Source organism: Wolbachia endosymbiont of Onchocerca ochengi, assembly GCF_000306885.1.
In the GTDB taxonomy this organism is placed as follows: domain Bacteria; phylum Pseudomonadota; class Alphaproteobacteria; order Rickettsiales; family Anaplasmataceae; genus Wolbachia.
In genome coordinates this window covers 865,646-888,326 of the sequence record NC_018267.1, presented here as the reverse complement: position 1 = coordinate 888,326, position 22,681 = coordinate 865,646, and the positions used below count along the sequence as shown (strand labels likewise).

Annotated in this window: 15 protein-coding genes; 11 read left to right on the top strand and 4 right to left on the bottom strand. The window is 31.3% G+C overall.

What is annotated here, in order from left to right; all coding sequences use genetic code 11:
- The first annotated feature begins 94 nt into the window (after nt 1–94).
- Nucleotides 95–1,024, top strand: a complete 930-nt coding sequence (glpX, locus tag WOO_RS03280) for a class II fructose-bisphosphatase (protein ID WP_044135436.1) — start codon at nt 95–97, stop codon at nt 1,022–1,024.
- A gap of 569 nt (nt 1,025–1,593) precedes the next feature.
- Nucleotides 1,594–1,797 (top strand): hypothetical protein, encoded by a 204-nt coding sequence (locus tag WOO_RS03275; RefSeq protein WP_044135434.1) that lies wholly within the window; start codon nt 1,594–1,596, stop codon nt 1,795–1,797.
- 131 nt (nt 1,798–1,928) lie between these two features.
- On the opposite strand, the gene ychF is transcribed toward WOO_RS03275, so the two are convergent.
- On the bottom strand, nt 1,929–3,023 hold the full coding sequence (ychF, locus tag WOO_RS03270) for a redox-regulated ATPase YchF (RefSeq protein WP_014869255.1): 1,095 nt from the start codon (nt 3,021–3,023) through the stop codon (nt 1,929–1,931).
- Between the two features lie 1,040 nt (nt 3,024–4,063).
- Between ychF and WOO_RS03265 the strand changes: the two genes are divergently transcribed.
- The 6 genes from WOO_RS03265 (at nt 4,064) to WOO_RS03245 (ending at nt 13,419) form a co-directional block, all read left to right on the top strand.
- A complete protein-coding gene (locus WOO_RS03265) occupies nt 4,064–5,344 on the top strand; it encodes a CCA tRNA nucleotidyltransferase (protein ID WP_014869254.1) in 1,281 nt (426 codons plus the stop codon).
- A 1,483-nt stretch (nt 5,345–6,827) separates the two neighbouring features.
- Nucleotides 6,828–7,703 (top strand): Mrp/NBP35 family ATP-binding protein, encoded by an 876-nt coding sequence (locus WOO_RS03260; protein ID WP_410543188.1) that lies wholly within the window; start codon nt 6,828–6,830, stop codon nt 7,701–7,703.
- A 52-nt stretch (nt 7,704–7,755) separates the two neighbouring features.
- A complete protein-coding gene (gene ubiH / locus WOO_RS03255; RefSeq protein ID WP_014869253.1) occupies nt 7,756–8,913 on the top strand; it encodes a 2-octaprenyl-6-methoxyphenyl hydroxylase in 1,158 nt (385 codons plus the stop codon).
- Nucleotides 8,914–9,139: 226 nt separating this feature from the next.
- Entirely contained in the window at nt 9,140–10,330 is a 1,191-nt protein-coding gene (locus WOO_RS03250; protein WP_458695088.1) for a multidrug effflux MFS transporter, read from the top strand.
- Between the two features lie 469 nt (nt 10,331–10,799).
- On the top strand, nt 10,800–10,973 hold the full coding sequence (locus WOO_RS04035; RefSeq protein WP_014869251.1) for a hypothetical protein: 174 nt from the start codon (nt 10,800–10,802) through the stop codon (nt 10,971–10,973).
- A 1,141-nt stretch (nt 10,974–12,114) separates the two neighbouring features.
- Nucleotides 12,115–13,419 carry an adenylosuccinate synthase gene (locus WOO_RS03245; protein ID WP_014869250.1) on the top strand — a complete coding sequence of 435 codons (1,305 nt, stop codon included), beginning with the start codon at nt 12,115–12,117 and terminating at the stop codon, nt 13,417–13,419.
- Nucleotides 13,420–15,205: 1,786 nt separating this feature from the next.
- On the opposite strand, the gene WOO_RS03240 is transcribed toward WOO_RS03245, so the two are convergent.
- Nucleotides 15,206–15,934, bottom strand: a complete 729-nt coding sequence (locus tag WOO_RS03240) for a type I glutamate--ammonia ligase (RefSeq protein WP_014869249.1) — start codon at nt 15,932–15,934, stop codon at nt 15,206–15,208.
- A 319-nt stretch (nt 15,935–16,253) separates the two neighbouring features.
- Here WOO_RS03240 and dnaA point away from each other — a divergent pair, with 319 nt between their 5' ends.
- Nucleotides 16,254–17,645 (top strand): chromosomal replication initiator protein DnaA, encoded by a 1,392-nt coding sequence (dnaA, locus tag WOO_RS03235; protein WP_014869248.1) that lies wholly within the window; start codon nt 16,254–16,256, stop codon nt 17,643–17,645.
- Between the two features lie 38 nt (nt 17,646–17,683).
- Complete coding sequence (locus WOO_RS03230) at nt 17,684–17,992, top strand: hypothetical protein (protein WP_014869247.1); 309 nt, start codon at nt 17,684–17,686, stop codon at nt 17,990–17,992.
- Nucleotides 17,993–18,089: 97 nt separating this feature from the next.
- On the opposite strand, the gene WOO_RS03225 is transcribed toward WOO_RS03230, so the two are convergent.
- Entirely contained in the window at nt 18,090–18,617 is a 528-nt protein-coding gene (locus WOO_RS03225) for a phospholipase D family nuclease (protein WP_025264160.1), read from the bottom strand.
- A 26-nt stretch (nt 18,618–18,643) separates the two neighbouring features.
- Complete coding sequence (locus WOO_RS03220; protein WP_014869245.1) at nt 18,644–20,137, bottom strand: UbiD family decarboxylase; 1,494 nt, start codon at nt 20,135–20,137, stop codon at nt 18,644–18,646.
- A 1,782-nt stretch (nt 20,138–21,919) separates the two neighbouring features.
- Here WOO_RS03220 and WOO_RS03215 point away from each other — a divergent pair.
- On the top strand, nt 21,920–22,681 hold the full coding sequence (locus WOO_RS03215) for a DsbA family protein (protein WP_014869244.1): 762 nt from the start codon (nt 21,920–21,922) through the stop codon (nt 22,679–22,681).

Below are 22,681 nucleotides of genomic sequence, written 5' to 3'. Positions count from 1 at the left end.
GCTTATTTATATTGACTTTTTACAATTAGTTAGAGAATCTTGCAATTTTGGATGGTGTAATATATATTAAATACTTGTTATTCTTAAATAAATGATGGAAGATTTAGCGTACAAATTAATCAAAGTAACTGAAGCTGCAGCACTTGCTGCATATAAATTTGTAGGTTTAGGTAATGAAAAGAAGGCTGATCAAGTTGCAGTTGATGCAATGCGAGCAGTACTGAATTCTATGGAAGTAAATGGTACGATTGTAATTGGCGAAGGTGAGAGAGATAAAGCGCCAATGCTATATATTGGAGAGAGGGTTGGTATAGGGAATGGTCCTGAGATTGATATTGCCGTTGATCCACTCGAAGGTACTACAATTTGTGCTCATTATAAACAAGGAGCAATGTCTGTTCTTGCTGCAACAAAAAAGGGTAATTTTTTGCATGCGCCTGATGTTTATATGGAAAAAATAGCAGTAGGAAGGGGTCTCCCGGAAGGTGTAGTTTCATTAAGAAATAGTGTTGAAGAAAATTTGGGTAATCTAGCTAAGGCAAAAGGGTGTAAAATAAGTAATCTTGTAGTAACTGTGCTTGAACGTGAAAGGCATAATGAATTAATAGCAAAAATTAGAAAGTTAGGAGCGAAAGTTAAACTGATAGATGATGGTGATATTACTGCTGTAGTTTCACTAATAAATGGCAATCATGATATGTATATCGGAATAGGAGGAGCACCAGAAGGAGTGTTAACAGCTGCAGCACTCAGTTCAATCGGCGGACAGATAGAGGGGAGATTAATATTTGATACGTACCAGTTAAAGGAGAAAGCAAGAAGTTTAAATATTGAGGACCTAGAAAAAATCTACACCATAAAAGATATGGTAAGAGATAAATCAGTGTTTATTGTAACTGGAGTAACAAATGGAGAACTTGTAGATGGAGTTAAATTTAGTCATAATACTTGTTTAATTAATTCTTTAATAATTCTACCTAATATGCTGATAAAGTTGCAAACGATAGAGAATTTGTGCCGGTAATGTTACACGCCTAAACTTTAGCTTTTACAGACACTGATACTAGATATATTGCTCATTATTTCATAGTTTAATAGTAGTGTGATGTTATAGTTATTGAAGGATCTTTCTCAAGAAAAGTTAGTTATGCAAAGAATTTTTTAAACGAGTATAAATTTGACAATGATTCTGGAGTACAAATAGTATTAGGTATTATAAAAAGGGCAATTCGTAGTAAGAATGAATGTATTTTTAGGTATGTGATTAGCACAGAGGAACTTGATACAAGAGAGTTTCTAAATGAGAGATTCCGTATAGTGATACTAGTTGCTTTCTTTAATGGGCTTCAAACAATGTACAAGATCAAGTTCACAATATTCATGAAATCTTAATATTAACTTTATTAGTTTCAAGCTAATTTTAGAAATTAGTAGGTATTTTAGTAAAAAAATAAAAGAATAGAAGAAGAGAAAAGTAAAATAAAAAATATACACATACACAGTAATGGTAAAAATAGTAGCAATTCAGAAAAATGATAAGTAATAGAAAAGCTACTACTTTGAAAAGTTTGCAATGTGTAACATTGAGGTTGGTTGAGTGTACAAGATGAGTCTAGAAAAAAACTAAACTATACTGTTGTTTTAAATATAAATTCTAATCAAGTTGATGATAAGAAATCAGCTATTGTTAGTAAAGATGTTGGACCAAAGGGTATTTTAGAATTAACTAAACAAAACGAAGCTATACTTATAAAGAGTGAAGCTTCGCATGGAGTTTTAGGAGAATGTCTAAAGTAAGTGCCATATATGTAAGAATATAGTTATAGTTATGTTTGGCTTTGGTATGCCTAGCTCTACTATTGACTAGAGAATAGCTGTAGGAGGTAGAGTTTTTTCCTCAAAAAGAACTGTTGCTAGTATCGGGTATGTTAAGCCTTGAACCTAAAGTGTATTATATCACCATCTTGTACAATGTAATCTCTACCTTCGAAGCGGATTTTGCCTGCATTTTTGCAAGCTGATTCGCTTCCATATTTTATATGGTCTGCAAAGCTTATAGTTTCTGCTTTTATGAAACCTTTCTCAAAATCAGAGTGAATTACACCTGCTGCTTTATCAGCTGTCGATCCTATTTTTATCGGCCAAGCGTGTGCTTCTTTTGGCCCCACAGTAAAAAAAGTTATCATATTCAACACTTCATATATAATACGAGCTATTCCATTGAGTCCTGACTCTTGTAAACCAAACTCTGATAAAAAACTCTGTTTTTCTTTTTCGTCTTCGAGATTTGCAATATCTGCTTCAAGTTTTGCTGAAATACAGTAGAATTTGCTCTTGCTCTCTTCTGCTATTTTTTCTACCTTTTTAGATAGTTCATTACCAGTTATGATACTTGAGTCTTCAACATTACAGACATATATAACTGGCTTCGTTGTCAGCAATTGAAGCAATTTCATTTCATCTTCATCTATGTTTCTTAAACTTCTTGCAGGTTTACCAAATTTCAAGCTAGCTAAAACCTCCTGCATTAAATCAAGTTGTTTCTTCTGCTCTTTATCACCTTGCTTTGCTTTTCTTTCTAGTTGAGGTAGTCTCTTTTCTATGCTATCAATATCGGCTAGAATTAATTCCATCTCCACTACTTCAGCGTCTGATATTGGATCTATTTTATTGTGCACGTGGCTGATATTGTCATCCATAAAACACCTAAGTAGATGAATGATGGTATCAACTTCTCTGATGTGACTTAAAAACTTATTACCGAGTCCTTTGCCTTTACTTGCACCTCTTACTAAGCCTGCGATATCTACGACTTTTAACTGATTGTAGATTATCTTCTCTGAATTAACTATCGCTGCAATTTGCTTCAAACGTTGATCTTTTACTGTCACTTTGCCAATATTAGGTTCGATTGTACAGAAAGAATAATTTGCAGCTTCAGCTATGCTTGATTGTGTAAGTGCATTAAATAAAGTTGATTTTCCTATGTTTGGTAATCCTACTATGCCACAGTTAAAGCTCATATTTGCTGTAAAAATTATAATTGTTGTACAATTTAAAAATTTTTGCTATACTTAATTATTAAGTTCTTATTTAGATAGAAACAATTAATATTATAGAGGAAAAACTGTGACTATAACTGATAAGTGGAGATTGTCAAGCAGCTATATGGTGTTAAAAATTTAAAAAGGCTGAGGAGCTTAAAACAGTGAATGGTATTCTTTAAGTGATTAGCTTTTGTCTTGGTAAATTCCATACTGGGAAGGTGATTATCAATGAAAGCTGTTTTTTTTACTAATTTAAACAGGGTTTAAGTAATTAAGAGAGATAGTTGTAGGAGGTTTGTATAAAACAATCCTGCTAAAGTAGTTTACAAGTGCAATCGGCAATGATTTTGATGAGGTCAACGAGTAAATTTATAAGAATCGTGAAATTATGTATGATTAATGTATCAATACTACTGGAGAAGATGAATTCTAGAGTGCCTTAATGTTAAAAGTAGAATACTTTATAAAAAAAGTTGTGTGAAAATTACATATTGTAGAAAATCCAAATAAATAGAACCTGTTTTTGCATCAATTGATAGATGATACAGGGTTCAAAAAATATAGATAAATATAAGTAGGGCTAATTATAACGACAGTGATGTTTTATATATAACAAATAAAGGTAGTGCTCATTTCGAACCATTGATTGATAAAAATGGAAGTTGAATAAAACGAAGGCAAGAAGACTTTCACTAGTAAAAAAAACTTCAGTTAAGTGAGGATCTTAATAATGTTATAACGTTTTAATGTATAATGGAAAGGAGAAGTCGAAAAGGTATCTGAGAAAATATTAGCAAAAAATGTTAATGAATATAATAGGTAGGTTATAAAACGTTCCAAAGAACAAAACTTTTTTAGGCCCGTCATGTAATAGCAGTATAGAAGAATTAAAAGTGACGTTTCATCAACAGCACAAATACTTTGTAAGATAAATCTTCATAGTCCTATGTATTTTTATGTATGACTTTTTACAGATATTTTATATAGTATGAGCTGCAATATTATTGCTAATCTAAATGCAAGTTGTTGACTATGAAACCAGTCTAATTATTAATGCCGTAGAAGAGTTTGGTGGTGAAATAAGGCTTGTTGGTGGGTGTGTGAGAGATTCAATTCTACAGCGCAATGTTCATGATATTGACTTAGCCACTAATCTATTTCCTGGTCAAGTGATTGAAGCACTAAAACTACGTAACATAAAAGCTATTCCAACCGGCTTGAAACACGGAACTGTTACTGCAATTTTAAACAGAAGATCCTTTGAGACTACAACACTAAGATGTGATATTAAATGTGATGGTAGACATGCAAAAGTGGAATTTACCAACGATTGGAAGGCTGATGCTTCAAGGCGTGACTTTACATTTAACGCTCTATATGCAGATAAGTACGGTCATATATATGATTACTTTGGTGGTATTCAGGACTTAAAAGCACGAAGGTTAAATTTTGTAGGTGATGCTGAAGGCAGGGTTAAGGAAGATTATCTGCGTATTTTAAGGGTGTTTCGTTTTCACGCTAAAATATGCGTTGGAGACTTGAGTGATGAAATATTGGATGTATGCAAAAGGCATTCACACATGATTCAAAACCTTTCTGGAGAGAGAATAAGAGAAGAAATGTTTAAGTTGCTGGAGTGCGACAATCCGGTTATGACTCTTAAGAGTATGCAGAAATCTGATGTTTTACAAAAAATTATTCCGAAAGAAGTAAAATGTGAAATTCTATCTTCGCCACTTCTTATTAATACTAAACTTCTTGCAGAGCCATCTGTTATTTCAGCATGTGATACTGTAATTCATACATCTTTCCTAGGTCCCAATGTTAGCTACTTGGATGATATCAAACCAATTGACGCGCTAACAAAATTAGCATTACTTCTTAGAACTACTGAAAAGAATGATCAGGTGCATCTTGGAGAATATGTAAGCAAGTTTTTACGTTTTTCGAACAAGCAAAAGAAAAAGCTATTATTTTTATTATCCAACAATATCAAAATAGAGCTTTCGGAAAGGAAGCAAAAAAAATACATATCTTTCTTTGGTAAAGAATTATATTGCGATTTAGTGAAAATTTATGGTGTTGAGTCTGGAAAGAATATTGACAAATATATTGAGTTTGCCAAAGCGTTTGATATTCCAGAATTTCCTTTGTCTGGTAATGATTTGGTAAACATAGGTCAACAACCAGGAAAAAGTTTAGGTAAAAACTTAGAGTTACTAAGACAACATTGGGAAAATAGCTCCTACACTTTAACAAAAGAAGAGTTGTTATTCTATGCTAAGAGATTGATCTAACTACTCTTTGAGAATTTAATAAATTAACATTTACAGTATTGCTAGCTCAGCTCATAAAAAAGCTAGGCTTTTTGTAGCTGTTTTGATCGATTCCATTTTGCTCAGTGAACTCTTTGCTTATTTCTCGTAATTCTTTCTCTTTCTTTTTTCAATTTTTTTTATCTGATTATCCTTTTTAGATATGATACCTTTTTGCTTTTTGACCTTACTTTTTTCATGATTTAGTTCTATTTGTAAGCTCCTGTTTCATGAGATAAATTAAGTTTATGCTTTTTAAACCTCTTTGCTTTGAGCTACTAATTTCATATTTTCTTGATAGAATCTATTTTTCTATTATTGTGTATTTTTTACTTTTTCAACTTTTTTTTAAAATTTTTAATTACTAGATTAAAATTCTTTATTTTCTTCTTTTAAAGGAAATGTTTTATAAACGTTCAAGTTCTAATTCCTGACTTACATTCTCTAATTGTTCATTTAATTTTTATTACCATCTTTGTAAATTTTATAATGATCGCACTAAACTAATCAATTTTCATTACCTGCTTCTTTATTATCTACTCCGATGCTAGAATAATCTTTTCAGTAAATCTATCTTACTGTAGAGTAAATTTCTTCATCTTCATTCATTACCTCACTCTCTTTTTCTGCAGCTTCAGGTTTTTTAATCAAATTGAATGCTTTCATCTACTGTTTAAAGACTATCAGTATAAATCTTATCCTTTATACAACAAGCTTTAAGTAGAAATGTATATGTTTATAAATATATTAGGCATTTTTATTGTTTTGTTAATAACTTTATTTATTATCTTAACCCTTCACATTAACTACCTGAACAGGTCAAAAGAGCTAAATTGAAAATCCACTAACTATATATCCCAGTTTTAAGCATCAAGTAAGTCTCTTATACTTTTTAAGTGTCCAAAAGTGAATATGTTTATGTATAGATCTAGGTTCGCTTGAGTTGTGCTACTAAAGGTAGTTATATTTTATTCTCTATCTTGTGATTATTCTATTTATTAACTGCGTTAAAAACCTCTTATGATCAGGAAAAACATAACGTTTTTCTCCTGTATTTTTGTTGATAATGGCAGCAGAAGAATTTCTTATTATAAAGCCTCCTTGTAGATTATGGTATTAGAAACTTTGTTTAGAGTATGTGTTGCAATACTCACCTCATTATACTTTCTCCAGAAAGAAAGGAAATATTTTTAAGAAGTTATATAACGGTAAAGCTTGCGTCCAGGTAGTTAAGCTTATTTATATCTGTTCTCTCCCATTGTTAGATGATAGATAGAAATTGACTTTAAGCTATACTGTTCGTACAGTATATACTAGGTGATATTAAGTATATTTAATGATCAATTAAGGAATTGTAAAAGAGAATTTAAAAAAAGTCATAGTAGAGGAAAGTGTTGGTATAGTATCCTCAATTCTTATTAATAGTAGTAGAAATGTTAGTTTTGTTCTTGAAATTTTTGGTGACATGCAAACACCGAATGAAGAATTGAGAAAAAGTTGTGAGCAAATTGTTAAGGCCATACTAGGGGTAGGAAAGGTGACTATAGTTGCTACTAATCAAAAACAAGCTATAAAGCAGAGAGTTAAACTACATATTGATGGGGTAAAAAATATAATTGTTGTAGCTTCTGGTAAAGGAGGAGTAGGTAAGTCTACAGTTGCAATAAACCTTGCTCTTTCATTAGTAAAATTGAAACATAAAGTTGCATTAGTTGATGCAGATATATATGGTCCTTCAGTTCCTAAAATGCTTGGTGCTGAAAAATTAAAGGCGAAAATACAGGATGGCAAAGCAATACCTATAGAAAAGTATGGGTTACATACTATTTCAATTAGCTATTTTATTGATAAAGATCGTGCAGCAATATGGCGTGGACCCATGGTCACAAAAGTACTTTACAATTTGCTAATGGGAACGAAATGGTTGGATATAGAATATTTAATAATTGATACACCACCTGGAACTGGTGATGTACATCTAAGTCTGATGGAAAATTTTAACTTAACTGGAGCGGTGATAGTTTCAACTCCGCAGGAGCTTGCTTTGATTGAGGCCCGTAGAATTTACGACATGTTTACAAAGCTCAGCGTACCAGTTATTGGTATTGTAGAAAATATGAGTTATTTTATTCAAGGTAACTCAAAAATGTATGTTTTTGGAAAAGGTGGCATAAGAAAAGTATCTGAGGAATTAAGAATAAAGCTCTTGGGCAGAGTTCCTTTAGATCCACAGATATGCAGTGCTTCTGATTGTGGAAATCCCCTGATGTTAAGTGAGAATTTGATGAAGATTTATAAAAACATTGCTAAAGATATGGGGTCTTTTATATGCAATCTATAAAGGTTGTTTAAACTTTTTTAAAGTAGGTAGGATGTAATTTAAAGGTCAGCAAATGAATTATGATATAATTATTTCAGGTGGTGGGTTACTTGGTTTTATTGCTGCCATTGGTCTCAGCAATAACTCTGTATCCGTAGCTGTGATTGAAAAAAGTAATCTACAGCATGTAATTAATGACAATCGAGTATTTGCTATTTCTCAAGGTTCGAGAAAAATATTGGAAAAATTAGGAATTTGGCAGATCATAGAAAGTGAAGCAGAACCTATACTTGATATATTCATACTAGATGAAAATAGTCCGGTTACTGTACATTATGATCATAAAATAGTTAGTGAAGAACCAATGGGCTATGTTATCAGCAATACTGCTATATGGGATGCAATCAATAATAATTTTTTGAAAAAGCTAAACATATATTCTCCACTTTCCTATAAGACAATTATTTGTGATGCAGGATATGTAGAGGTTATTCTCGATAATGACCAGAAATTAATATCGTCGTTACTTATCTGTGCTGAGGGTAAAAACTCTAAATTACCGGAGTTATTTTCTATACCGGTAATGAAATTTGATTACAAGCAAAATAGCATAGTATTTAATGTAAAACATGAATTGAATCACCAAAATTTAGCTGTAGAACGGTTTTTTCCTGGTGGTCCGTTCGCAATTTTGCCAATGAAGGGTGGCCATACTTCTTCAATAGTTTGGACAGAAAAATCTGAAGTTTCTAAAATGCTAATGAACTTAGCTGAAGAAGAATTTATCATAGAGCTCAAAAAAAGATTTGGCTCTTATTTGGGGGAAATTAGATTAGAGGGTAGAAGAAAATCTTATTCTTTGAGTTTTGCTTTTGCGAAAAGATTGTATAAAAGCAGAGTTTTGCTTATCGGTGATGTAGCACATTTGATTCATCCTGTTGCAGGTCAAGGACTTAATCTTGGAATTAGAGATATAGAAAGTATTATAAAGCAAATAACTGCTGTAAAAGCATATGGTATTGACATTGGTAGTAGTTATTTATTGAAAAAAATTTCATGTGATAGATATTGTGATAATTTTACTATGGCGCTTGCAACTGATTGGTTAAATAGGATCTTTTCTAATAGAGTATTTTGCACTAAAACACTGAGAAATCTTGGCTTAATGGTAGTTGAAAATTCAAATTTCCTCAAAAAACGCTTTATTCATTACGCTATGGGGTTTAGGTAAGATTTATATGTCAAAGACCTTGACTGAGGTGAATTTCAGTGTTTCTTTACTTCTGTTGTTTAAGCTGACTCTTTATCTCAGAGAAAACTCTTTTCTTTTTCTCCACTTCTTCTTAGGCAAAGTTATCCTTCGAATAGCTATCTTCAGTTCTAGTAGTGATAAACTAATGTACTGATTAAGGAAAATTTATTATAATAAAGCTTCTGTAGCTCAGCGAAGCAATTAAGTGGCAATACAAAATATTATCTCTCTTATCATGATACTATCTGTAGCAATTGCCGATATAGCAACTGACCTATATTTAGTCGCATTACCGAGTATTGCTAATCATTTTAAGGTAGAAGGCAGTGTAGTGCAGCTTACTATTAGCTTAAACTTAGTTGGATTTGCGATATCTGGACTAATTTATGGTCCGCTATCTGACTATTATGGTAGGCGTCCGATCATGCTAATTGGTATGACAGTTTTTACTTTGGCGAGTATTATGTGTTGTATGGTTAATAATATTGTGCTCTTAATACTAATTCGCTTTATACAAGGAATAGGAGCTGGTGTTACAGGTGTTGTTGGGTATGCAGCAATAAAAGATATATACTCAGGTAGTGAGTATTCGAGGATGATTTCAAAATTAAATATGGTGGTAGCACTTTCACCTGGAATAGCACCAGTGGTAGGTAGTTATATAATTTCACACGGATATAACTGGAAATTTTTGTTTCTTATTATATCACTAGCAGCAATTATTATGCTTATTTTTATTTACTTTAAGTTACAAGAAACACTTGCTGTAAGTAAAAATAAAATTAGTATAGCTAATTTGCTTGTTGATATTTTCAAGCAATATATATCGATGTTTAGAAATTATCGTTTTCTTGGATTTTCGGCTATTCATGGATTAACTTTTATGTGGCTTTGGGCGTATGTTGCTAACTACCCTTTCATATTTGAGTCTATTGGTGTTGAAGTACAGTATTTCGGTTATTTCATATCAATCATAGTTATATTTTTCATAATCGGAGCTTTGGTTAATAGAAAGTGTGTGCCAGAAATAGGTGTTAGCCGAATGTTAATAATAGGTTTAATATTGCCAATAATACCTGAGAGTTTATTGGCGTATTTTTACTCTATAAACAAATTAAGTATGTTTGTTCTTCAAATTATTTGGATTCCAAGTAATATAGGTCTTGCACTTGTAATAAGTAATAATGTAACTTCTGCTTTGGAAACAATTAAAGGTATAGGACTTGGCAGTGGAGTTCTCTCATTTTGTAATATGATGTTCGGAGCTATCGGAATATATATAATAGGGAAGTTTTTTTCTTACTGCGTTTTGTCAAATGCACTGTTAACAATTGCATGTTCTACAACTGCAGTTCTTATATACTGTTTACTTGAATATACTAAAAAGTATTCTTAAGCCTAATAACGAGAGGTAGTCAAAGCCTAACTAAGATAAAAAGGTATTTATTCAAAAGTGTGATTAATATATAAATATTGAAGTGAAAATACTTTCATAAGAATAGCTGATACCTAAAATACGGAAAACTTAATTTTAATTAAGTGACTGCATTTAGATTACAGTGCCTAGCATATAGATCTACTGTTTAAGTATCAAGATAAAGGTTATTATTTTTTGTTGTGGTATTTAAATAAACGATGATTTTCCTCATTACAGCAATTAAAGAGATTTTAACAGTCCTGCGGAGAGTTACTAAACGCTGGTAAAGTATTTTTCGTTTTTCTGTTACGGATAGATAGTAACCATAACAGACGACATGTATAATACTTTTTAAGTATAAAATCTGTCGCCTATAATTTATAATTTGCTAACTTTTTATATAAATCGTACAATAATTAAATTATGTTGTTTTTAATACGAAAATTATATGCCTGATTATGAAAGTTTGACACAAGGACAAAAGGATTGGTACAATAAATCATTGTATGTACTGTTTACTAGAGCAAAGTTATCACTAACAGAAAAATATATAATTAGGAGAGCTATTAAGACGATTAAAGAAAATAAAAAAGAAGCTCACCATATTGTAGAAACGCTCTAAAAAATGATTTACTGTAAGTTATTTTTATCAATTTAGATATAACTGAAATTCTTAGCTCTACTGCGTAAGTATCAATGTTTGTTTTTTTTGTAATTCATGATGATGAAGATTATTACGGGGAGTTGATTATTTTTTAAAAAATTAAAGATAATTACAGATACTTTATGTAATATTATCAATATTTTTGACTATAGTTAGTATAACTATAGCTACTGCATTGACAATTAGACTTATTACTCTAAGTGACATTGAATATACGAGATCAAAGTCTAGTGTTAAATTAAGTGTTCTGGAAGATAAAGTAGCATATAATATTAGCTCTATTAAATAGCTATTTGTAATCTTGCCCAGAGAAATGAAGAGAAAATTTAGAGTCTTTTTATGAAAAAAGAGTGTTCAATAAACCATACTATACTATGTTGGGTTCAAAAAAGGTGAGTAGTAAATTGTTCGATGTCTTCTACTTTTTCGAGATTAGTATTTATGGCAATATACAATGTAAAGTCTAAGAGAGCTGATCAGCTTTCATGTAACTGTTTTTATACTATATGTATATGCACTTCTACGATGTACAATACGATGCTGCTTGTAATAATATTATACTAACGCTAGCTATAACTGGTTGAAATGCTGCTTTTGGAGATTTTATGAAAAATTTTTTATCAAATATCTATTACACAGTTTTATTTCAGTAGAAGAAAGATTATCAGCAGGTTTGGTTCTTGCTCGTTGATTTTTTCTATCAACGGAAGTTAATTCTATAGCAATTTCTATCAAGAAATTTTGAGCTTTTTCGCCACTTCCACATGCAGGTTGTTTCTATATGAAGATCTTTATTGTTTTTTATACAATAAACTATCAGTTTTTGTAGATTCTATATAAGAGGTATCTTTCTGGATTTTGAAACTCTAAGTATTTTATTCAACATTGAGATGAGAGTTTCTTGTTGTTTTAGTCTGCAGAAATTAGAGATAATTAAATACCTTCAGCTTTATGATAAAAGGGCTATACAATTTGTCGAGAAATTTTTAAATACACTTTACTAAAAGTTTATTATATAGCTATGCAGTAGTAGGTTTATTTTATCCTTGTCATTTGTAGTGTACTGCATTAATATTTACATGTTGATCAGAAGGTATTGATGAATAACATTGTAATTGTCGGCTTACAGTGGGGTGATGAAGGAAAAGGTAAAATGGTAGACTATCTTTCTGAGAACGCTGGTGTGGTTGTTAGATTCCAGGGGGGAAATAATGCAGGGCATACTATAGTAGTAGATGGTGAAGTTTATAAATTAAATTTGCTGCCTTCTGCTATTTTAAGGACAAGCAAGATATCCATTATAGGAAACGGTGTTGCTCTTGATTCACATGCCCTAATCTCAGAAATAGAGTTATTAAAAACTAGAGGAATAGATGTTAACCCTAACAATTTGATGATTTCTGAAAGCTGCCCATTAATACTCAGTGTACATAAGGACAAGGAAAAGTTGTTTGAAAATTTAAACGGGAATCATAAAATTGGCACAACAAACAAGGGAATAGGACCATGTTATGAAGATAAGGTTGGAAGAAGAGCTATACGCCTTTGCGACTTAGAAAATACAGATGAGCTTAATGGAAAGATTGATACTCTTCTAAGTTACCACAATGCTATCAGAAGGAGCTTAAGCTGTCAGGTAGCAAAAAAAGGGGAAATATTAAAGGAAATTGAAGAAGTCTCAAAAAAAATTCTTCCGTATAAGAAACCAGTATGGAGAATATTGAACGATCTCATAAAAGAAGGCAAGGAAATAATATTTGAGGGCGCTCAAGGCACATTTTTAGATATTGATCATGGGACATATCCTTTTGTTACTTCAAGCAATACTGTGGCATCGCAAGCAATAACAGGTTCAGGATTCTCTTCCAATGCTTATGTTATCGGTGTAGCAAAAGCTTATACTACAAGAGTAGGCAACGGTCCATTTCCTACTGAACAAAAAAATGAACTAGGAGATAGCTTATTTTCTATAGGTAAGGAGCTTGGAACAGTAAGTAATAGGAAAAGACGCTGCGGTTGGTTTGATGCAGTTTTAGTACGTCAAGCAGTACAACTCTCTGGAGTTTCAAGTGTTGTATTAACTAAGCTAGACATTCTTGATTCTTTTGATAGAATTAAAATATGTACTGGTTATGAGTACAATGGAAGGGTGTACGATTATTTACCTGCATCACATGCAATACAGGGAAAATTAGAGCCAATATATGAAGAATTTCCTGGCTGGAAAGAAAGAACTCAGGGCAAAAGGTTGGTTAAAGAGTTACCTACAAATTTAATAAGATATATAAGAAGAGTAGAGGAATTAATAGGTGTGCCAATTCATTTAATTTCAACCAGTCCAAAAAGGGAGGATGTTATTAAGCTTAGGGATTTTAAACTTTCTGAAAGAGTTCTTATATCTTAATTAACTACTACCCAGTAAAAATTGCTTGTTTAACGAAAAAGTATTTGTGTTACCTTTAGTGTGAGTTTGTTAGTTAAAATGGCTTTGTGCTATAAATTTATAGCAATGGTTAATTTAGTATGTGGAGAGGAGTGAAAGAGTTAAATTCAAGTTTAACACTTGTAGTTATTTTCAACTTAGTTAAGATTTATAATCAAAGTTAATATAAAGAAGGTTTGTTAGCTTTAAAGTATGATTGTTTATTTTGAGGTAGGTTATTTGCTGTGACTAATGAGGTAGAGAAAAGTAAAGCAGTGAGTGTGGAAAAAGTAAGTAATCTTTTTAGAAGATGATCTTGTTTCATACTTTAGAGTAGTTCTTATTTCAAATGGGACAAACAACTTGTTAAAATTAAATAATGAATTATATTTACTGAATATAATGATGCAAAAAAGCTTAAGGTAGATTATGATAATATTAAGTTACTTATGAGTAGTATTGGTGAAAATAGGAGAGAGTGGGTCTTTGCATGGGAAAGAACTAAAAGCATTATAATCTTGCAGAAGATTTTTATATAACACCTGGCTTTATCAATTATGGAGAATTACGTTTGTTATTGAGCGAGTGGGATAGTAGAAGATTTTACACAACAAAATTTAGTAGACAAGATCCTCCTTTGATGATTTATGAAAAACAAAAAGAGCTTCACTACTATATTAAAAAAATCTTGAGTGGTGTGTTTATAATCTAATAATCAATAAAATTTTTAAATAAAAGTATATAATTAGAATAATAAATGGAAAAGTGAGGACTTTTTGAGAAAGTGTAGGTAATTAGATAGAATTAGTAAAAAAAGTGGGAAGTTACAAGCAGGTATTAGAAAAGTAGTTTTTTGAATTTACTATGAAGAAACTTTAAAGTAGATAAAATCTTCAGTGCTAATCTTTATTGGCTGTAATAGAAGTGAGCTGATTAAGGTTAGTGCTATTTTATAGCAAGAAAGAAATGTTGGTGGGTTGGGTGTCTATTGTGGTAACACTTATTGAAAAAGTGAGAAGAGAAATCATAAATTAAAAGAAGAGCATATTATTTATCAAACGAAAAATTGACTTGTCGAAGATATGTTTAAGAAGGTGGTTTTAACTTGAATTATGATTATAAATGAGGTGAGAATCATGCCTTATTGTCAAGAGAAGATAAAAAATTAATAAAAAAGTGTATGATATTAATAAAAAGTAAAGGATCTAATTCTATATTATTGTTTGATGTCATATCTAAAAGTATGTTGGTAGTAATCTTACTTCTACTACTGATAATGATTTGTTAGTTTAAACAGAAATTACTTTATAGTACGTAACAGACTGGAGTTAGAAAATCAAAAATTATGAGAAAGGTTAGAGAAAGAGTTTAGTAAACTAAAAGAAGAGGGAGTGGTATTAAAAAATTAGTTAGAAGTAACTCGTAGAGTAGCTGAGGGAAAAATTAAAGAGTTTTTGAAAGGGAAAAAAATCGCGCTTTTTGAAAAACTGATGTAAATGTAAACATAGTCAGCGTATGACATTACAGTGAATGGTAAAAGGTTTGTCCGGTAGACATCTTTAAATGTAATGTTTAACTTACATATAGAAGACAGGTGTTATCTTTACAGTATAACGAAGAATTAAAAGAAACAATAAGCAATAAGTGGAAAAGATGGAGTAAAGAAATGTGTTTAACATGACAGTATGTAAAATATTTAAAAATATGATTTAATTAGTTTATTTTTTAAGTAAATATAATACCTATATGGTAGTAAAATGGTTGAGACTTATATTAAACTTTCCATCTTATACTGGGGGTCAGATGCAATTCCGTATACTCTATTTGGTGGGATGATTTTATTCTCTATCCCAAAAATGATACCTTCAATTATAGCTATAAGTACTTTTTCAAGATTGCAATCTGCTCCGGGAACGCGGTGTTCTAAGCGACATTTACTGCTGGAACTTAAAGTCCTAATCGCAGCAGTTCTATTATTCACACCCCAACTGACTGTAGTTGGGGTGTGAATATCTGGGTACTGAAATCTGAGATATGAATCATTGTTAGGAGCAAAGAATAACATATCTTTTTTCATCATAGCACATAATCCACCAATACTATAAATCAAGAAATCACTGTACTTTTGTTCACTGCAATAAAATAAGTTGCTGTTATGTAAATTAACTAAGTTAACATGCACATTTAATGCACTACCTGCTCTGTCTAAGTAAGGTTTTGCTTTAAAGGAAGTATTACCACCAAGTTTTTGTGCTGTTTCAGTAATTAATCCCTTTACTAACTCAAAGTGTTTAATTAAGTCATTAAAGTTCGTATAACAACTACTTTTTATCTCATATTGGTGTATAGAGGTCTCTTTTTCACAGAAAAAACCAAGTAAGGCTATTTTGTCTTTAGCATTACTGAGAAATAAGCACTCTTTCTCTATTCCTTCGATATAAAATTCTAGCTCAATACCAAATTGAATATAATAGTTTAGATTACTTAATATATTCATGAATTTATTTCAGTAAGTTTATATTAAGTTAGTTATATTTATACTGGCACTTTACTTTTTTGCCAATACATTCAATACTATATTTATATATGATATATTATTGTTTTTTTAGTACACTGCTAAGCACTTAAGGATAAGTGGAGTTCATTTATTGAAAGAAAATAAGATTTAATTTTAGTGCTTTTATACCCTTTACAACTCATCAAAAATCACCATAATTTTTAGTGTGTATTGAGTAGTGTTAGCTTTTCACTTTGCAACAAAATTATTGATTACCTTTTGTTTTTCTGATTATTTACTTTTTTTCTTGGTGTAGTGTATGAGCTTAATTAACTCTAAGGTTTCTGCTATGTTTTTTGACCAAGTTGTTACAGTAACAGATCACAATGTTACTTGGGAAAAAATCCAGAATTGTCTTTATAATCTTTATGGGAAGGCGACATATAACAGCTGGCTAAGTTCACTTAGATTTGTCAGTAGTAGCAATGAAGAAGTTTTGTTATCTGTACCAACAAGGTTTATAAAGGAGTGGATTACAGTTCATTATATGGAGAAGATACTATCTTTATGGCAAAGTGAGGATAAAAATATACGTTCTATTGATATTCGAGTAACCGGGGAGGAAAAGGATTTAAGTTCTAATGCTATAGCAAAGAGTAAGGAGGAGAGTAATAATCATAGCCTTGGTTCACCACTGGATCCGAGATTTACTTTTGATAACTTTGTAGTAGGAAAGCCAAATGAGCTAGCGTTTACAGCTGCGAAACGTGTGGCAGAGTCTATAATAGATCCAATATCAGGTAGCAATCCTTTGTTTCTATATGGCGGGGTAGGGCTTGGTAAAACACACCTAATGCATGCTATAGCTTGGTACATAGTCAATTCTCTTCCAGCAAAAAGAAAAGTAGTATATTTATCAGCGGAAAAATTCATGTACCAATATATTACAGCACTAAGGAGTAAAGATATCATGTTGTTTAAAGAACAATTTAGATCGGTAGATGTATTGATGGTAGATGATGTGCAGTTTATTAGTGGTAAAGATAGTACGCAAGAAGAGTTTTTTCATACTTTTAATGCATTGATAGACCAAAATAAGCAATTGGTTATATCAGCTGATAGATCTCCTAGTGATCTTGACGGAGTAGAGGAGAGAATAAAATCCCGTCTTGGTTGGGGGTTGGTAGCAGATATTAATGAAACGACTTTTGAATTAAGACTTGGTATATTGCAGATCAAGGTGGAACAAATGAATATATACGTTCCAGATGATGTCCTAGAATTTCTAGCAAAAAACATAAAATCTAATATAAGAGAATTAGAGGGAGCCTTAAATAAAGTTGTCCATACTTCATTGATCGGAAGAAGTATAACAGTAGAATCAGCCAGTGAAACTCTAGCAGATCTTCTTAGATCAAATCATAAGCCAATTACAATAGCAGAAATACAAAAAAAGATAGCTGAGTTTTTTAATATAAAAGTTGCAGATATGCACTCTAATAGAAGACTCCGTGCTCTTGTAAGGCCGAGGCAGGTAGCTATGTATTTTGCTAAAAAGTTTACACAAAAAAGTTTTCCAGATATTGGAAGGAGCTTTGGTGGTAGAGACCATGCTACTGTTATACATGCAGTAAAACAGATAGAAAATTTTATAAGGACTGACTCAAATTTTGCTGATGAAATTAATCAGTTAAAAAAAATGTTTAAGTAGACTTTTTTAAAGTTAGATTATATATAGGTCTTAGTACCATGTTTGTTAGGTTAAGAAAATGTTGTAGAGAATGTAAGTTTCTTAAATTTAATAAAAAAGTGAGTAGCCTACATAATGAAAAAGAGCAGTTTATTAATCAAAAAAGTTCAAGGAATTTTTTTAATGAAAAAATAGGTAAAATCTCGTCAACTATAATAGGGTTGATAAAAAAGGAGGAAAAAGCTGTAAAAGGTTTATTATTAGTAAAAGCTACAATATTGGAGAATATAGAAATTGATAATTATAGTGTAAAAACGATGTATCAATTGTTAAACAAGGACATAATGAATATAATAAAACAGGTTTGAACTTTGGGAAGTAGTAGAATTCATGAAAAAGATGCATAGTAAATCTTTGACATTATTATTACATTAATTAACTAAAATATCTACTTTTTGGCAGTACCTAGAAAGTATATTTGTAAGATTGAGACTGTCGTGTTTCCCAGTTTTTCACATATTGTTGAATTAGTTCAGGATAGTCTTCAATAATTAGTAGGTTCTCGGCATTACCTTTTTCAGCTGTTCTACTAAGATTGAATGATCCTGTGATGACTCTTTGATCATCAATGATTATTATTTTATTATGAGCAATCTTAGGTTTATCATCAATCCAAACTGGTATTCCACCTGCAGATAATTCATTTATTACACTATATTTTGAATAAAGTTGCGATTTATCTAAGATGACTTTGACATCAACACCACGCTTTTTAGCCTTAATCAAAGCATCCGCAACTGTTTCAAGAGTAAATGTGTACTCTTGAACTAAAATAGATTCTTTAGATCGATCTATTTCATTAATTATTGGCGTAGTACAATCTTCTTCAGGTGAAAAGCAAACTGTAGCTCTTGGACAGGGTGAAAATATAGGGCCTGCATAATAATACAGGGAAAAGCATATTAATAAAGATAAAAGGTATAAAAGCCTCACAAGCACACCAAAAGCATAGGACTACATTATAATTTATAATCTATCAATCCATATTCCTTCCACTTTTGCGTAACTTTCCTTACTATTTCCTCACTCATTTCAATTTTTCTTCCCCACTCCCGTTTAGTTTCAGGTGGGATTTTGTTTGTTGCATCAAACCCCATTTTGCTTCCAAGTCCACTTTCAGGAGAGGCAAAATCTAAATAGTCAATTGGTGCATTTTCTATCATGATAGTATCACGCACAGGGTCCATTCTCGTTGATATTGCCCATGTTACCTCTTTCCAATTACGGATATTTATATCATCGTCAACAACTACAATAAATTTTGTGTATAAAAACTGTTTTAGAAAGGAAAATATTCCCATAACAATTCTTTTTGCATGTCCTGGATAAGATTTTTTGATTGACACTACTGCTATTCTATAAGAACACCCTTCTGGTGGCAGATAAAAGTCTACTATCTCTGGAAATTGATTAATAAGAGTTGGCACAAAAATTTCATTAAGTGCCTCGCCAAGGATTGATGGTTCATCTGGTGGCTTGCCAGTGAAAGTGCTGAAATAAATTGGATTTTTACGCATAGTAATTGCAGTAATGTTAAACTCAGGAAATTGCTCAACAGAATTGTAATAGCCGGTGTGGTCTCCGTACGGCCCTTCATCTTGATATTTATCCAAACTCACGTAGCCTTCTAAAACAATCTCTGCATGAGCTGGCACTTGAAGTGGTATAGTCTTACACTTTACAAGTTCGATGGGCTTTTTTCGCAGCAGTCCAGCAAATTGGTATTCTGACAATGTTTCTGGCAATGAAATTACTGCAGCAATAAGTGTTGCAGGATCACCACCAATCGCAGCAGCAGCAGGAAATTTTGTGTTTCGCCTTTCTTCTTTCCATCGTTTGTGATGACTTGCCCCACCACGGTGTGTAAGCCAACGCATCAAAGTCGTTTTTTTATCTATGACCTGCATGCGATATATACCAAGATTGAAATTATCTTGTCTGTTTTCCGTTGGTCCTTTTGTTACCACAATCGGCCAAGTGATAAGCGGTGCAGGTTCATTTGGCCAACATGTCTGAATGGGTAGTAATGCAAGGTTCACCTCTTCTCCAGTCAGCACTACCTCTTGACATGGGGCTTTGCTCACTACTTTACTTCGCATCGATAATACGGCTTTTAATAAAGGAAACATTTTTATAGTATCTCTGAAGTTTTTTGGTGGCTCAGGAGATTGCAAAAATGCTAAAAATTTACCCAGATCTCTTAGTTTACCAGGATTTATGTTCAAACCTAAAGCTATTCTATTGATAGTGCCAAATAAATTCACTAGAACAGGAATTGGATTTTTGCCGTTTTCTGTAACAACATTTTCAAAAATGATAGCTGGTCCATTATTTAACAGAATTCTACGGTGAATTTCTGTCATTTCAAGAACTGTCGAAACCTCTTCCTTGATTCTAATCAAGTCCTTTTTTTCTTCTAAGGCTTTAATAAAGTCGCGTAGGTTGTTATACATAACTTAAAGCAAATCTTCTAGTGTAATTACGTAATATATTGCATTTTTTAATTGATTTTTGTAAATCCTGCTTGCAGTAATTAATATCCAGAATATTTACTTCTTTGATTTCATTTTCTCCACACAAACTACTTCTTTTTCTCTTCAATATTTAATAAACTCCTTTGTACTATAAGGCTTATTGCTATGCTTATTTCATAAAGTATTATGCATATCTTTTCGATCAAAAGCTAGACCTATTTAAACACCAGATTCTTTAACTGTATTTTATATCGATACTGATATTGCCGATTTTCTACATATAAATCCTATATGCTTTTATATTAATTTTTTTATAATTATATTGACATATTTAAAATATACTGTTTAAAATACTTGTTTTTCTGCATTTGCAGGCTGTTTTTTATTGTTAATTTCTGATAGTGAATGCCCATTGTTACTACCTTTTTCATCTCTTCTCTGAATGGTTTAATTCATGCTGAAAAAAATAACACATATTCATCCATATACTATAATATGTTTTTCTTATTGCTTTATTCAGTGTAAAAAACATCTAATAAATCCTGTTTTTTCTAAACTCCTTGATTTAGTACTCAAGTAGCACCACCTTCAGTGATTTTAGTTGCTTTTATTATCTCTTTTTGCTAATTCCTTTTAACCTCTTTATAGTCATATAAATTTTATATACGTTTCTGGTTCTTTACATCTTCATATAAAGGGTAAACAGCATATTAAATTCATTGAATAGCAAACCATCCATTTTTCAAATGGACCTCATTAATATTTTGAATCACTAACAATCATTTACTTATTGTTTTTAGGTAATGTAGTATTTTTTCCGTTATTACATAAATCTGTAGTACCTGTTGGTGGTTGAAATTGACTTTTAAACATCTAAAATACTTTTTAGTTTCACGTGAGTCAAAAGACTTCAAACTTATTTTTGCAGTAATACGATTATGTAGTTTCTTTTATTATATATTAATTTTTAAATATCTAAGAAACTGCTGAGTCACAAATAATTAATATATGGTTTTTTGATATATCTAATACACATTCAAAAATGCTCAGTACTATTAATAATCAGATTTTTACGTAGCAAACTATAGCAACTCATTAAAAAAATATCACAGCTTATCCATTTCCATATTTATCAATCAAAAGAGGTAAATGACATAACACATCCACCCAGTTTTTTAGGTACAGCAATTCTTATGCCATCATGAAAAACCCTAGACAATAATTTTATAGGACCTCAAACTATGCCTTTAAATTGTATTTATTAAGATCTGTTTACTCAAGTAGGATTACATTAATTTTGCTAAAAGTGGTTTACGTTTTTCCACACGACGTCAATTATATTCTGCAACGAACTTAGCAAATTGGGAAAAACTTATTTTCTAAAGTAGCCGTTTCTTTTTCTCTAGCAATTATTAGCCCACTCATATAATTTACTGCAGCATATGTTAAAATTGTGTTCCGCGATTATAAAATAGTCAACTTTTTATTGCGACGTCTATAATTACTATATATAGCAGTGAAAGGTAGAGCATTTCATAATTGGTCACTCTAGAGAGCTTTAACTACCTGCATCACCAAATCTTTTGATAAATTCGTGATAATATATCTAAATTTCATTGTGCGTAAAGCTTGTACTTACAGTAAAACTGACTATAAAATACACTTAATACGAATGTTTTTATATCTTAACATAGATTCTTCTTTTGATATATAAGTAAATATGTGCTAAAAACTTCATGTTGTAGATTATTTAGTAAGTATATGTCTAGAATACAATTTTTATTGATTTTTATGTTTACAGTAGTAAGTTTGCCAGTAATAAGCAATTGGCTTTCATATCGCAACCAAACCTTAAACAATGATTGTATCGGTAAGGGAATAGATAATAACTATGTGAGTAGAAACTTTGATAAGATTATAAAAACTTTCCGAAAGGAGTCAATTAGAAGTAGTTATGCTACCCTGGATGATGCAACTAAAGATAAAATCTTACAATATAAAAACAAAATATTTGACTCGGCTTATCCTTACTCAGGAAACAAAAATAGTAAAATTATAGCTGTGTGGTTCTTTGACTATTCTTGTAGCTATTGTAAAGCCATGAAGGACGATATCAAACAGTTGATTAATGACGGTAAAATTAAGTATATTTTCAGGGATACTCCAATACTTGGTAATAACTCTTTAAAGGCAGCAAGAGGTGCTTTAGCTGTCTATTTCATTGATAAAGAAAAATATTTCGATTTTTATTATGCTGCCTTAAGTTATAGGGGAGAATTTTCAAATGAAACTGTATTAAATATAGTGAAAAATATAGGGGTTAATGAAAGTGATTTTAATAATTCTATGAAAAGTAATGCAGACAAAATTGAGCAAGCGATAAACAATAGTAAACTTTTAGTAAAGGAATTAGGAGTAGGTGGTACACCTCTTTTAATAATTGGGGATAGTCTGTTTGTAGGGGTAACTAATTTGAATGTATTACGCAAGAAAGTGGATGAATTAAGCCATAAGCAAAACTAG